Annotated in this window: 14 protein-coding genes; 9 read left to right on the top strand and 5 right to left on the bottom strand. The window is 73.9% G+C overall.

Features of this window, described 5'->3' with window-relative positions; translation table 11 throughout:
• Window positions 1-183 carry a ribbon-helix-helix protein, CopG family gene (locus AC069X_RS34620; protein WP_478735055.1) on the bottom strand — a complete coding sequence of 61 codons (183 nt, stop codon included), beginning with the start codon at window positions 181-183 and terminating at the stop codon, window positions 1-3.
• 129 nt (window positions 184-312) lie between these two features.
• Between AC069X_RS34620 and AC069X_RS34625 the strand changes: the two genes are divergently transcribed.
• From AC069X_RS34625 to AC069X_RS34645, 5 genes are all read left to right on the top strand, one after another.
• Window positions 313-750, top strand: a complete 438-nt coding sequence (locus AC069X_RS34625; protein ID WP_478735057.1) for a MarR family winged helix-turn-helix transcriptional regulator — start codon at window positions 313-315, stop codon at window positions 748-750.
• 25 nt (window positions 751-775) lie between these two features.
• On the top strand, window positions 776-2,110 hold the full coding sequence (locus AC069X_RS34630) for an MFS transporter (protein ID WP_478735059.1): 1,335 nt from the start codon (window positions 776-778) through the stop codon (window positions 2,108-2,110).
• A gap of 374 nt (window positions 2,111-2,484) precedes the next feature.
• Window positions 2,485-3,042: an RNA 2',3'-cyclic phosphodiesterase gene (thpR, locus tag AC069X_RS34635; protein WP_478735061.1), complete on the top strand. Its 558-nt coding sequence runs from the start codon at window positions 2,485-2,487 to the stop codon at window positions 3,040-3,042.
• A 232-nt stretch (window positions 3,043-3,274) separates the two neighbouring features.
• Window positions 3,275-4,162, top strand: coding sequence for a dimethylargininase (gene ddaH, locus AC069X_RS34640; RefSeq protein WP_478735063.1), 888 nt, complete (start codon window positions 3,275-3,277; stop codon window positions 4,160-4,162).
• A gap of 44 nt (window positions 4,163-4,206) precedes the next feature.
• The gene (locus AC069X_RS34645) at window positions 4,207-4,719 is read left to right on the top strand and encodes a YbaK/EbsC family protein (protein WP_478735065.1); all 513 of its coding nucleotides are present in this window, start codon (window positions 4,207-4,209) and stop codon (window positions 4,717-4,719) included.
• Here AC069X_RS34645 and AC069X_RS34650 read toward each other — a convergent pair.
• From AC069X_RS34650 to AC069X_RS34660, 3 genes are all read right to left on the bottom strand, one after another.
• A complete protein-coding gene (locus tag AC069X_RS34650) occupies window positions 4,716-5,702 on the bottom strand; it encodes an MmcQ/YjbR family DNA-binding protein (RefSeq protein WP_478735067.1) in 987 nt (328 codons plus the stop codon). The two genes, AC069X_RS34645 and AC069X_RS34650, sit on opposite strands and share 4 nt — an antisense overlap.
• Before the next feature lie 242 nt (window positions 5,703-5,944).
• The gene (locus AC069X_RS34655) at window positions 5,945-6,934 is read right to left on the bottom strand and encodes an aldo/keto reductase (RefSeq protein WP_478735069.1); all 990 of its coding nucleotides are present in this window, start codon (window positions 6,932-6,934) and stop codon (window positions 5,945-5,947) included.
• A gap of 59 nt (window positions 6,935-6,993) precedes the next feature.
• Complete coding sequence (locus tag AC069X_RS34660; protein WP_478735071.1) at window positions 6,994-7,689, bottom strand: GDSL-type esterase/lipase family protein; 696 nt, start codon at window positions 7,687-7,689, stop codon at window positions 6,994-6,996.
• A 76-nt stretch (window positions 7,690-7,765) separates the two neighbouring features.
• On the opposite strand from AC069X_RS34660, the gene AC069X_RS34665 reads away from it, so the two are divergent.
• Together AC069X_RS34665 and AC069X_RS34670 are read left to right on the top strand one after the other, a co-directional pair.
• Window positions 7,766-8,836, top strand: coding sequence for a YncE family protein (locus tag AC069X_RS34665; RefSeq protein WP_478735073.1), 1,071 nt, complete (start codon window positions 7,766-7,768; stop codon window positions 8,834-8,836).
• Window positions 8,837-9,214: 378 nt separating this feature from the next.
• Window positions 9,215-10,414: an NAD(P)/FAD-dependent oxidoreductase gene (locus tag AC069X_RS34670; RefSeq protein WP_478735075.1), complete on the top strand. Its 1,200-nt coding sequence runs from the start codon at window positions 9,215-9,217 to the stop codon at window positions 10,412-10,414.
• Between the two features lie 34 nt (window positions 10,415-10,448).
• On the opposite strand, the gene AC069X_RS34675 is transcribed toward AC069X_RS34670, so the two are convergent.
• Window positions 10,449-11,381 carry a DUF3027 domain-containing protein gene (locus AC069X_RS34675; protein WP_478735077.1) on the bottom strand — a complete coding sequence of 311 codons (933 nt, stop codon included), beginning with the start codon at window positions 11,379-11,381 and terminating at the stop codon, window positions 10,449-10,451.
• 390 nt (window positions 11,382-11,771) lie between these two features.
• On the opposite strand from AC069X_RS34675, the gene AC069X_RS34680 reads away from it, so the two are divergent.
• Complete coding sequence (locus tag AC069X_RS34680; protein ID WP_478735079.1) at window positions 11,772-13,133, top strand: MFS transporter; 1,362 nt, start codon at window positions 11,772-11,774, stop codon at window positions 13,131-13,133.
• A 218-nt stretch (window positions 13,134-13,351) separates the two neighbouring features.
• Window positions 13,352-13,849: a DUF2771 domain-containing protein gene (locus AC069X_RS34685; RefSeq protein WP_478735080.1), complete on the top strand. Its 498-nt coding sequence runs from the start codon at window positions 13,352-13,354 to the stop codon at window positions 13,847-13,849.
• The last annotated feature ends 9 nt before the right edge of the window (window positions 13,850-13,858 follow it).

Consider the following 13,858-nt stretch of genomic DNA (forward strand, 5'->3'; position numbering starts at 1 on the left):
TCACGTAAGACCGTAGAACTTCTCCGTCTCGTCGACGGCGGCCTTGAACCGCTCGTCGAAGTCATCGCGAATGAGCGTCCGGACGACATAGTCCTGGACGCTCATTCCGCGTTTGGCGGCATGGTTCCGGAGCCGGTCCAGCAGCTCCCCGTCTATGCGCATGCTCAGCACATGTGTCCCCATGCCCGAAAGGGTCGGGCCAGACGGTGCGGACGCGTGTCACTTTCCGCCGCTCACTCACCCGTACGAGTGAGACGGGAAGCACTCCGAACCCGTTTTTCTTTAGGCAGAGTAATGAGTTACTCTAAAGACATGCATGACCTCTCCCATGGCGACGACGCCGCCGCCGTGAACGATCTGCGCTCCGCCGTGATGCGGCTGGGCCGGCGCCTGAAGCACCAGCGCGTCGACGAATCGCTCAGCCCGACCGAGATGTCGGTGCTCGGCACCCTCGCCCGCTGCGGCCACGCCACCCCCGGTGAGCTGGCCCGGCGCGAGCACGTCCAGCCCCCGTCGATGACACGCATCGTCGCGCTGCTGGAAGCCAAGGGACTGGTCACGCTGGAGCCGCACCCCGAGGACCGCCGCCAGAAGGTGGTCCGCCAGACCGCGGAGGCCGAGGCGATGCTCGAAGAGAGCCGCCGCAAGCGCAACGCGTTCCTGGCCGGGCTCGCGGCCGAGCTCACCGAGGACGAATGGGCCAAGCTCCGCGCGGCCGCACCCGTCCTGGAGAAGCTCGCCCACCTATAGGAACGACGCCAGGAGGCGAACGCTTTTGAGTACGGGAACCGGAGCAGACTCCGCACCCGGCCATACATCCACCCCTACACACAGCGCGGGCAGACAGTCCACGTTCAGCTCGCTGAAGATCCGGAACTACCGGCTCTTCGCCACCGGCCAGGTCGTCTCGAACACGGGCACCTGGATGCAGCGCATCGCGCAGGACTGGCTGGTCCTCTCCCTGACCGGCTCCGCCTCCGCCGTCGGCATCACCATCGCCCTGCAGTTCCTGCCGATGCTGCTCTTCGGGCTCTACGGAGGCGTACTCGCCGACCGGCTGCCCAAGCGACCGCTGCTGATCGCCACCCAGAGCGCGATGGGCCTCACCGGCATCGGCCTCGCCGCGCTCACCCTGGCCGGACACGTCCAGGTCTGGCACGTCTACCTCGCCGCCTTCCTGATCGGCCTGGTCACCGTCGTCGACAACCCGGCCCGGCAGACCTTCGTCTCCGAGATGGTCGGCCCCGCACAGCTCGCCAACGCCGTCAGCCTGAACTCGGCGAACTTCCAGTCCGCGCGGCTGGTCGGCCCGGCGATCGCCGGCGTGCTCATCACCGCCGTCGGCTCCGGCTGGGCCTTCCTGCTGAACGGCCTGTCCTTCGCCGCGCCCATCGCGGGCCTCCTGCTGATGCGCACCCGTGAACTGCACCCCGTCACCCCGCAGCCGCGCGCCAAGGGACAGCTCCGGGAAGGCCTGCGGTACGTCGCCGGACGGCCCGAGCTGGTCTGGCCGATCGTGCTCGTCGGCTTCATCGGCAGCTTCGGGTTCAACTTCCCGATCTGGCTGTCGGCCTTCGTCGACGACGTCTTCCACGGCGACGCCGGCACGTACGGGCTGTTCAACACCCTCATCGCGGCCGGCTCCCTCGCCGGAGCCCTGCTGGCGGCCCGCCGCGGGCACGCCCGCCTGCGGCTGCTGGTGGCGGCGGCCGTGCTGTTCTCCGTCCTGCTCCTGGTCACCGCGTTCGCCCCGGGCCTGTGGCTCTTCGCGGCGCTGCTGGTGCCGATCGGGATGTTCGGCCTGACCGTCAACGTCGTCGCGAACTCCAGCGTGCAGATGGCCACCGACCCCGAGATGCGGGGACGGGTCATGGCCCTCTACATGATGGTCTTCACCGGCGGCACGCCCGTCGGAGCACCGCTGGTCGGCTGGATCACGGACACCTACGGCGCCCGCCTCGGCATGGCGGCCGGAGGCCTGATCTCCCTCGCGGCGGCGGTCGCGGTGGGCCTGGTCCTGTCCCGCGTGGGCAACCTCCGCCTCCGCCTGAACCGCCACGGAGTCGTGTTCGTCCCGGCCCCCCGCCGCGACCTGGCACCCGCCGCCTGAACCCTGGCCGGGCGCGGGGCCCTGCGGTGCCGTCCGTACGGGCCCTCCGCCCCGGACCCCCCGGCCGGGCGCAGCGCTCCCGTCGCCGCAGACGCCGGCGGGGCTGAGGTCAGCCCCGCCGGCGTCTGCGGCGCGGGGGCCTGGGGCGGGCCCGCAGGAACGGGGTCCGGGGCAGCGCCCCTGGGGGTACCGCCCAGCGGTAGCTGGGGGAGGAACGGGCGAAGGGCGGGGCGGGGACCTCGCCCCGCGCAGCGGCGCCCACCCTCCGCAGCCGCCGCACCAGCCACACCCGCCGCACCGGCCCCGGCGGCACCGGCGGCACGGCCGGAGCGATCGGCCCGCGCGGCCGGCGCGTCCGGCATAGGGTCGGGACCGTGAGGCTCTTCGCCGCCGTACTGCCCGGCACCGCCGCCACCGCGGAACTGCGCGCCGCCGTCGCCGCCGCGCCGCGCCCCGACGGCCTGCGGTGGACCGCGGAAGCGGGCTGGCACTTCACGCTCGCCTTCATGGGCGAGGTCCCCGACCCCCTCCTCCCCGACCTGTACGCCCGCCTCGCCCGCGCGGCCCACCGCAGCGCCCCCTTCCCGCTCCGCCTCCACGGCATCGGCCACTTCGGCCACCGCGCCCTGTGGACCGGCGCGGCCGGCGGCATCGACGCGATGCGGCTGCTCGCGGACCGCGCCGACGCCGCCGCCCGCCGGGCCGGGGTGTCCATGGAGCACCACCGCCGCTACACCCCGCACCTCACCCTCGCCCGCGCCACCCACCCCCACACCGACCTGCGGCCCTGCCTCGACGCCCTCGCCGGCTTCGACGGCACGCCCTGGCAGGTCGACACCCTCAGCCTGGTCCGCAGCAACCTCCCCACCTCCGGCGTCCCCGGCGAGCAGCCCCGCTACGAGGTCGTCCAGGCCTGGCCGCTGACCGGCTGAGGGGCGCGAAGGCCCAGCGTTCGGGGACGGTTCACCCCCTGGTGGCCCGTACTTCGGGGCGCGGAATCCGGATTCCGGTGAAACAGAAGCAGTAGAGGCGACCCCGGCATGCTCCGGATCACGTACCTGGCAAGCCGCCCGCTGACGCACGCACGCACCGCACCACCGGTCGCCCCGCCACCCACCCGCGGGGCGGCCCGGAATCCCTCCGGCCACCCTCGAAGGAGTCCCCGTGCCGCTCACCGAGCCCACCGCCGCAGCCACCACCACCCCCACCCCGGCAACGGCGGCGACCGCGCCCACCACCCCCGCGCGCGTCGCCACCCGGCGCAGGCTGCTCATGTGCCGTCCCCGGCACTACGACGTCACGTACTCGATCAACCCCTGGATGCACCCCGAGAAGAGCACCGACCCCGCCCTCGCCGTCTCCCAATGGGAGCGGCTGCGCGACCTGTACCGCGAACTCGGCCACTTCGTCGAGGAGATCGACCCCGTCGAGGGCCTGCCCGACATGGTGTTCGCCGCGAACGGCGCCACCGTCGTCGACGGCAAGGTCTACGGCGCGCGGTTCCGGCACGCGCAGCGCACCGCCGAAGGACCGGCGTACCTGGGCTGGTTCGAACGCCGCGGCTACCGCGACGTGCTCTGGCCCGAGTTCGTCAACGAGGGCGAGGGGGACTTCCTCACCGTCGGCCGCCGGCTCCTCGCCGGCACCGGCTTCCGCACCGACCCGCGCTCGCACGCCGAGGCCCAGGAGTTCTTCGGCCTGCCGGTGACGAGCCTGACCCTCGTCGACCCGGAGTACTACCACCTGGACACGGCCCTGGCCGTGCTCTCCGACGACGAGGTCATGTACTACCCGGCCGCCTTCTCCGAGGGCAGCCGGTCCGTGCTCCGCACGATGTTCCCCCACGCGATCCTCGCCACCGCCGAGGACGCCGCGGTCTTCGGGCTGAACGCCTTCTCCGACGGCCGCCACGTGCTGCTGCCGGAGGCGGCGACCGGCCTGATGGCCCAGCTCAGCGCGCGCGGCTTCGAGCCGATCGGGGTCGGGCTCTCCGAACTCCTGAAGGCGGGCGGCAGCGTGAAGTGCTGCACCCTGGAGCTGCGCGACCGCTGAGTCCCCACCGACGTCACCCCGACGTATTTCCGGAAAGGACCGTTGTGACCTCTGCGACCGCGATCGCGGACAGCTACGCCCGCCTGCTCGACCTCCTGGCGGACGGAGGAGCCGACTACCGGCTGCTGCGCCACGCCCCGGAGGGGCGTACCGAACTCGCCAGCCTGATACGCGGCCACCGCCTGGAGCAGGCTGCCAAGTGCCTGGTCATCAGGGTCGCGCTGGGACGCAAACAGCGCCGCTACGTGATCGCCGTGGTCCCGGGCCACTGCCGCGTGGACCTGGAGGCGGTACGCGCCGAGTACGGCGGCACGAACGCCTCCTTCGCCGTCCGCGAGGTCGCCGAGGAGCTGACGGGCTGCGTCAGCGGTTCGATCATGCCGGTCAGCTTCGACCCGGACGTCGACGTGGTCGTCGATCCGGCGCTGCTGGAGCACGACGAGATCTGGTTCAACGCGGGCCGCCTCGACGTGTCGGTGGCGCTGCGCACCGCCTGGTACCTGGCACTGGTGCGGCCGAGGACGGCCCCGATCAGCGAGGAGCCCGCGTTGGTCTAGAGGACGCCCCCCTGGGGTGCGTCGTCCACGCGGCGGGTGAGGGTGACGTACAGGTACTCGTCGATGACCTTGGCCAGGCTGATGCCCGGCCGGCCCAGGTCCGCGGTGAGCGCGTCCTCCTCCAGCCCGCTCTCCGCGAGCGCGGCCCGCGCCCAGGCCCGGCCGGTGCGCAGGTGCCGGCCGAAGGCCCGCTCGTCGCGGGCGCCGTGCAGCCGCAGGGCGATGGCCTCGTCCCAGGGCATCACGGTGCGCGGCCGCACCGCGAACAGGGCCTTGGCGGCGGCCGTCGGGCCCAGGGTGCGGCGGCCCGCCGGCAGGGCGGCCAGCTCCGCGTACCCGGCGGCGAGCAGGCCGATCTCCCGGTCGGTCAGGGCCGCGAGCGGGGCGTCGGGCAGGGAGTGCCGGCCCCACCAGCTGCCGAGCCCGGCCCCGAGCGGGTCGGGCTCGCCCGCGCGCGGGTAGCGGATGCGGCAGCCCCAGGCGTTGAGCCAGCGGTGCAGGGCGGTGCGGTGCGCGGCGTCGGAGAGGTCGATGCCGGGTGCGGTGGCCGTCCGCAGGGCCTGCCAGCTGCGGTCGGCCCGGTAGCCGGCGAACACCTCGGCGGCGGCGCGCAGCCGTTCGAGTCCGGGCGCGGGCGGCAGGGCGCCGTCCAGGTGGGCGCGGGCGACCTGGGCCGGTACGCACATCCGCCAGGCGTCGGTGACCAGTTCCTCCAGCTCCGCGGCGTCGAGGGCGGCCATGCGGGCGTGCGCCCAGTGGTGGCGCATGTCCGCGGCGCCGGGGAGGGAGAACGTGCCGGGCCGGGAGGCGACGAGCGCGGCCCGTTCCTCCTTGGGGAAGGCGAAGCCGAGCTCGGTCTCGTCCCGGGAGAGGGCGAGGTAGACGATCCGGCCTGTGCGGAACTTCACCCGGTCGCGGATGAGGTGTTCCTCGGTGCGCGGCAGCGCGAGCGCGAGCCGCCGTACGTCGTCGACGGTGACCATGAGGGAAGTCTCGCAGCCCCTGGCGCGGGGCGTGGGCGGGAGGGCGTTAGTCTCGACGGGTGGATCCGAAGACCAGAAACCGTGTCATGGCCGGTGTGCTCGTGCTGATGTTCCTCGTCGTGGCGGTGGCGTCCGCGGTGGGCCAGTAGGCCCGTCCGGGCCCCCGCCTCGACGCGTACCCCGCAACCGCCCGCCCCGCCCGCGCCGAAGCGCGTGCGGGGCGGCGCCGTAGCCGCCGGGCCCTACCAGGCGAAGGCCTCCGGGGAGGGTCCGGTGCCCGGGAAGATCTCGTCGAGGGCGGTCAGGACCTCATCGGAGAGGTCCAGTTCCACCGCGCGCAGGGCCGAGGCGAGCTGGTCCGCAGTGCGCGGGCCGACGATCGGGCCGGTGACGCCGGGGCGGGTCAGCAGCCAGGCCAGGGCGGTCTCGCCGGGTTCCAGGCCGTGCTTGTCGAGGAGGTCCTCGTACGCCTGGATCTGGGCCCGTACGGAGGTGTCGGCCAGGGCGTCCGCGGAGCGTCCGGAGGCCCGCCGGCCGTCGGTGGCCTCCTTCTTGAGGACGCCGCCCAGCAGGCCCCCGTGCAGCGGGGACCAGGGGATGACGCCGAGCCCGTACGCCTCGGCGGCCGGGATGACCTCCATCTCGGCGCGCCGCTCGGAGAGGTTGTAGAGGCACTGCTCGCTGACGAGGCCGACCATGCCGCGCCGGGCGGCCGTCTCGTTGGCCTGGGCGATCTTCCAGCCGGGGAAGTTGGAGGAGCCCGCGTAGAGGATCTTTCCCTGCTGAATGAGGACCTCGATGGCCTGCCAGATCTCCTCGAAGGGGGTCCGGCGGTCGACGTGGTGGAACTGGTAGACGTCGATGTGGTCGGTCTTCAGGCGGCGCAGGCTGTCGTCGACGGCCCGGCGGATGTTCAGTGCGGAGAGGCGGTCGTGGTTGGGCCAGGTCTCGCTCTCGCGGGACATGGAGCCGTAGACCTTGGTGGCGAGGACCGTCTTCTCGCGCCGGCCGCCGCCCTGCGCGAACCAGGTACCGATGATCTCCTCGGTACGGCCCTTGTTCTCGCCCCAGCCGTACACGTTGGCGGTGTCCAGGAAGTTGATGCCCGCGTCGAGGGCGGCGTCCATGATCGCGTGGCTCTCCGGCTCGCCCGTCTGGGGGCCGAAGTTCATGGTGCCGAGTACGAGGCGGCTGACTTTGAGACCGGTGCGTCCGAGCTGCGTGTACTTCATGGGGCACTAGCCAACTGCCTGGAGTGCGCTCCAGGCAAGAGCCTTTCCGCGCAAGGGCCTCAAGGGGCGGCTGCGGGCCGGTAGGGGCCGCCGATGCCCCAGGCCTGGTGCAGGACGGCCGCGAACTCGCCCGCGAGGCGGTGTTCGCCGGAGGCGTTGGGGTGCGTGCCGTCGTAGGTGTCGTGGTGGATGTCGTACGCGGCCGGGCGCGCGGCCAGCAGGATCGGCGAGGCGTCGGTCGTCAGGTCGGCGACCGCCTTCGCGAGCAGTTCGTTGAACCGGGCGACCTCGGCGGCGAAGGGGGGTTCGTCCTCGGCGCGGACGTTGGGGATGACCGGCATGAAGATCATCCGGATGGCGGGGCGGGCCCCGCGCGCGGCCGCGACGAAGCGGCGGACGTTGGCGGCCGTCTGCTCGGCGTTGGTGTAGAAGCCGAGGTCGATCAGGCCGAGGGAGACGAGCAGGACGTCGGCCCGGGCCCCGGCGGCGGCGGGCCCGACGAGCGGGGCCATGTGCTGCCAGCCCTCGCCCCACCCGGCCAGGTGCCGGCGCGCGTGCTCCGGGAAGTCCGGGGCCGCGTAGTCCTGGTTGACGGCGGCGTCGGCACCGGTGTCGTACAGCGCGGTGCGCGGGCCGACGATCTCGAAGGAGCCGTCGCCCAGGGTGGCGCCGAGGTGCTGCCACATGCGGTAGCGCCAGGTGTAGTCGCCGGCGCGTCCGATGGTCATGGAGTCGCCGACGAACATGAAACGCATCCGGTCATCATCGCGGATCACGCGACGGGAGCCCCTGTGATGCCGGACACGCCGTACGCCCTGGCACGCTTGGGGGATGCGCCTGCTGCCCCGGTCGACCGCCGTTCCCGCCGCTCTCGTGCTCGCCCTGCTGCCCGGTGCCGCGGCCGCGGCCGAAACCCCCGCCGGGACGGCCGCCGGTACCGCCGCCGGTACCGCCACCGGGTTCACCATCACCGATCCGCGGATCAAGGAGTCGAGCGGGCTCGCGGCCAGCCGCGTCCACCCGGGCGTGTACTGGACGCACAACGACAGCGACGACGGCCCGTACGTGTACGCCGTGGACTCCGCGACGGGGAAGACCGTGGCACGGGTGACGCTCACCGGGACCGGCACCCCGCGGGACGTCGAGGCGATCTCGCTCGGCCCGGACGGGCGGCTGTACGTCGGCGACATCGGCGACAACAAGGACGGCACCTGGGACCACGTGTGGATCTACCGCTTCAAGGAACCGGAGGAACTGGGCGACCGGACCGTGCGGGCCGAGCAGTTCACGGTGGCCTACGCGGACGGACCGCGCAACGCCGAGGCGCTGATGGTGCACCCGGTGACCGGCCGGGTGTACATCGCGAGCAAGAACGAGCAGGGCGGCGGCCTGTACGAGGGCCCCGAACGGCTGTCGGCGGACGGCCGCAACGTCTTCCGCCGGGTCGCGGAGGTGCCCTGGGTGACGGACGGGGCGTTCTCGCCCGACGGCAGCCGGCTGACGCTGCGCGGGTACCTCACGGCCCGTACGTACCCGTGGAAGGACGGCCGCCCGGAGGGGGCGGGCGAGCGGGTGGACGCGCCGTGGCAGGGGCAGGCGGAGTCGGTGACGTACACGCCGGACGGGCGGACGCTGATGTTCGGGGCGGAGGGCGCGAACAGCAGGGTCGTGGCCGTACCGGTGGCACCGCCCCACGCCCCGGCCCCGGCCCCGGGCTCCCCGGACGCGGCGCGCCCCGGCTCCCCGCAGCAGCCCGCCGGCTCCGGCGGCCCGTCCGGGGCGCAGGGGGCGCCCGCGGGGCAGGACTCCGGGAGCTTCACCAAGGGGGCGCTGGTCCTGGCTGCGGGAACGGCCCTGGTCCTGGCGGGCAAGCGGCTGTTCCGGCGCCGCCCGAAGGCCTGAGCGCCCGAGCACCCGGAAGGCCCGGGCGCCCGAGCCCGAGCACCCGAAGCCGAGCACCCCGAAGGCCCGGGCTCCCGGCCCGGCCGGCTTCCCTGCCCCCCGCCACCGTTCCGTCAAACCTGTTGCACGGAACGTCAACGATCCGTGCGCGCACCGCACATGTCCTCGACGGACCGCCGCCTAGGCTCGGGTTCCGGCCACCGCGCACAGCCGGCCCCGGTCCTTCCGGACGGGATCCGCGTCGGGTGAGGGCCCTTGCCGTTCACGGGGGTGACGGCAGGGGCCCCTCCCGGACCGCGGGGTGATCCACCTCACATCCCGTCACGCGGGAGGAGGACGCGGTGTCTTGTGTCCGAACCCCGACCGGAGGAGGACACCATGAACGAGAACACCGCAGTGGTCGTGATCGGCGGCGGATACGCGGGCGTGATGGCGGCCAACCGCCTGACCCTGCGCCGCGACGTGACGGTGACGCTGGTCAACCCGCGTCCGTCGTTCGTCCACCGGATCCGCCTGCACCAGCTCGTCGGCGGCACCGACACGGCGGTCGTCGACTACCGCGAGGTCCTCGCCGACGGCGTACGGCTCGTCGTCGACTCCGTCGACCGCATCGACGCCCCGGCCCGCACCCTGGAACTCGCCTCCGGCGAGCGCCTCGGCTACGACTACCTCGTCTACGCCGTCGGCAGCACCGGCGCCGGCCTCCGCGTACCGGGAGCGGCCGAACACGCCCACCCCATCGCCACGCTGGAGGACGCCCAGCGGCTGCGCCCCGTCCTGGACGCCGCGCCCGCCACCGCCCCCGTGACGGTCATCGGCGCCGGCCCGACGGGCATCGAGACCGCCGCCGAACTCGCCGGGGCGGGCCGCGCCGTCACCCTGGTCTGCGGCGGGGACCTCGGCCCCTACCTCCACCCGCGCGGCCGCCGCTCGGTGGCCCGCCGCCTCGCCCACCTGGGCGTCACCGTCGTCGACGGCCCCGGCAGCACCGTCACCGCCGTCACCGCGGACGCCGTCCGCCTCGCCGACGGCCGCGAACTGCCCAGCCGGGTCACCGTCTGGACCGCCGGCTTCGCCGTCCCCGACCTCGCCGCCCGCAGCGGGCTCGCCACCGACCCGGAGGGCCGCCTGCTCACCGACGAGACGCTGACCAGCGTGGACGACGACCGGATCGTCGCCGCCGGTGACGCGTCGGCGCCCTCGGGCCTGCCGCTGCGGATGAGCTGCCAGGCCGCGATGCCCCTGGGCGCGCGGGCCGCCGACACCGTCCTCAGCCGCCTCGCCGGGGAACGCCCCGGAACGCTCAACCAGCCCTTCGGCGCCCAGTGCATCAGCCTCGGCCGGGGCGACGGCATCTTCCAGTTCGCCAAGGCCGACCACGCGATCTGGTTCCACGTCGACGGCCGGCCCGGCGCCAAGCTCAAGGAGACCGTCTGCAAGGTCGTCGTCAAGCACCTCGCCGACGAGGCCCGCAAGCCCGGCGGCTACCGGCTCCACCGCGGCTCGGGCGCCGCCACCCGCCGGAAGAAGCTCCAGGCGGCCCGGCCCGCGGCGCGGGCGACGGCGCCCGCCGCCTGATGCCGACGGGCGGGACCCCGGCTACGAGGAGCGGCTACGAGTGCCCCAGGTCGGCGGACGGGAGGTCCGCCGGGGGCACCGAGCCGGTGTCGGCGGCCGGGCGCAGCGGGAACTCGTCGGTCGCCATCGAGTCCAGCACCGGCGGCGCGGGCCGCGGCGGCTTCGGCATGACCGCGGCCTCCGAGTGGCCGCCGCAGCCGTACGACAGGGACACGAGCCGGCCGTCGGCCGGGCCGAACTCGTTCGCGCAGATGCCGAAGGCCTGCCCCAGCGAGCCGCCGATCGCCACGAGGAACCCGCACGAGACGCACGACGCGGGCGCGGCCTGCGCCATCGGCGTCTTCGCCCCGAAGGACTCGTCCCAGCGGTCGGCCGCCGTGTGCAGCCCGTACCGCGACAGGACGCGGGCACGGCGCATGCCGAGCTCCTCCGCGACCGCGCTGATGGAGCCGCGCGCCGGGACGACCACCCGGTCGGTGACGTCGGCGTCCTCCGCCTCGACCAGTTCGGCCATCTCGGTGGAGACCACCGAGTTCGGCGGGGGCGCGTCCTCCCCGGACCAGCCCGGCTCCAGCCGCAGGTCGTCGGCGTCCGTCGGCAGCAGGTCGCCGGGGCCCATGTCCCCCGGGCGCAGCCGGTCGCTCCACGGCACCCATTCGGGGGCGAGGAGCGCGTCGTCGCCGGGAAGGAGCACCGTTTCGTCGAGGGTGACGTTCTTCGCGCGGGAGGCGCGGGTCACGGTGACGGCCCAGCGCCAGCCGCGGTAGCCCGGCTCCTTGCACTCGAAGAAGTGCGTGACGACCCGGTCGCCCTCGGCTACGACGGACACGTGCTCGCCCACCACACCGGGGTGGGCGGCCTCTTCGGCCGCCGCGCGGGCGAACTCGACCGCCTCGGCGCAGAGGCGGTCCGGGGCGGGCGTACGCGGGGTACGCGGGGTACGGCTTCGCGTCGTCGCAGCACTCACAGGTCTCGTTCTCTCCTACGCCGTCTCACGAGTGCGCCGTCCGTACTGTCGTCCACAACGACCCGTCGGTCTCGTCCGTACGTAGCGCGGGCGGAGCGGACCAGAGGGCCGCGTCGACGTCCGCGCCCCGATCGGCCTCGGGCGCACCCCACTGTGATCCATTCTGCGGGATCACGAAGAGGCGCGCGGCCAAGTGCAACCGCCGGTGGCGCGCTACGCACGCTACCTCCTTCGAAGCCTTCGGCCCACATGCGAGGTCCGATTCGCGGACAACGCACGCGCGACGCGGGTGTGCGGACGGAGTCCGGGAACCCTCGCGGACCCCGTCCCCGTCCGGCCGGGAACGTGCCGGGAGGGGTCCCGGACGGCCCTGTGGGGCACTATGGCCACGTGGCACCCGTACGGTCGTCCGCAGGCGGCCCGGGACCGGCCAGGCGGGCCGGCCGGGCCGTCGGGCGTGCCCTGCACCTCCCCATCACCGGTACGGCGCGCGGCATCCGGCGCGCCACGCACGCCCACGGGGCGGGTGAGTCGGGACTGGGCCGGCTGATCGAACTGCACGCGATCAACGGCGCAGGCGACGTCATGATCACCGTGGCGCTCGCCTCGACGGTGTTCTTCTCCGTCCCCACGGACGAGGCACGCGGACGAGTGGCCCTGTACCTGGCCATCACCATGGCCCCCTTCACCCTGCTGGCCCCCGTGATCGGCCCCCTGCTGGACCGGCTGCCGCACGGCCGGCGGGCGGCGATGGCGGGCGCGATGCTGACGCGGGCCCTGCTGGCGCTGACGATGTCCGGCGCGGTCGCCACCGGCGGGCTGGAGCTGTACCCGGCGGCACTGGGCGTCCTCGTCGCCTCGAAGGCGTACGGCGTCGTACGCAGCGCCGTCGTCCCGCGCCTCCTCCCGCCGAAGTTCTCACTCGTCAAGGCGAACTCCAGGGTCACGCTGGCGGGCCTCCTCGCCACCGGCGCGGCGGCACCCGTGGCGGCCGGACTGCACACGATCGGACCGCCGTGGCCGCTGTACGGGGCCTGCGCGATCTTCGTCTGGGGCACCTTCGCGGCGTTCCAGCTGCCCCACGAGGTGGACGACGCCAAGGGCGAACGCCGGGCCCGCCTGTCCACCCACGAGGCGCACTCGAAGCGCCCGGGGCTGCGCACGGTCAGCCGTCCGGTGCTGTGCGGGCTGCTGGCGAACGCGTCGATGCGCGCGCTGTCCGGGTTCCTGATCTTCTTCCTGGCGTTCCTGCTGCGCGAGCACCCGCTCGCCGGGCAGAGCGCGGCGGTGTCGCTGGGCATCGTCGGCGTCGCGGCGGGCACCGGCAACGCCGCCGGGACGGCGGTCGGCGCATGGCTGCGCGCGCGGGCCCCGGAGGCGATCGTGGCGGCGGTGCTGTCCGTCACCCTGGGCGTGGCGATCGTGTCGGCGGTGCTCTTCAGCGGGCTGTTCATGGCCGTCCTGGCCGCCACGGCGGGCTTCTGCCAGGCGCTGGCGAAACTGTCGCTGGACGCGATGATCCAACGGGACGTCCCGGAGGCCGTCCGGACGTCGGCCTTCGCCCGTTCGGAGACGCTGCTCCAGGTGGCGTGGGTGCTGGGCGGCGCGATCGGCATCGCCCTGCCGCTGAACGGCGTCCTCGGCATGTCGGTGGCGGCCGCGCTGGTGGCCCTGGGCACCGCCATGGCGGTGAGGGGCCTCCTCACCACCCCCACCCGCCACCCGACCCCCTCCCGCCCCCGCGTGGCGTAGGAATCCCCGGGGCTGAGAGCGCCGGCCATCTCAGCCCCGCCGGCGCTCGAGACGCTGGGGGCACCTCCCCGCGGTAGCCGGGGGAGGGTCTGGGGGCGGAGCCCCGACCGCCCCGCCACGGCCCGGCCAGGGGCCCGCCGCACCCGCCGCCACGCCCGGCCGGGGCACCGGCACCCCCGTGCGGCGGCGCGGCCCACCGGCCCGATAGCCTTCGGCTCATGACCGCACCGCTTTTCCCGGGTAGGGCCCGCCGCAGCGTCGCGGCCCTCGGAGCCGTGTCCGCCGGCCTCCTCCTCCTGTCCGCCTGCGACAAGCCGACGCCGCTCGCGACGGTGACCGTCGGCAGCTCGTCGGTGTCCGCCGAATCCGAGGCCGACTGCAGCTCCAACGGCCAGGACCTCTCCATGGACAAGGTCCAGGAGTGCCTGACGGACCCCAAGAACGCCAAGACCATCGACTACGGCCGCGGCGACACGCTGCGCCTGGGCGTCGAGCCCGAGATCGTCGAGGACGGCAAGAAGTGGCAGGCGGTCCTCGACGGCCAGCCGATCACCGAGCCCTCCTCGAACACCTACCGCAGCTTCCAGGGCGCCGACGTCTTCGCGACCGGCGGCCAGGGCGAGGCGCCCCAGTCGAAGCTGCTCGGCTTCGTCCAGGTCGGCGAGGACGGCAAGCCCCTCAACGTCTGGTCCTTCAAGCTCAAGCTGAAGAAGTAGCGGCAGGCG

It is taken from the genome of Streptomyces sp. NPDC043896, from assembly GCF_056435605.1.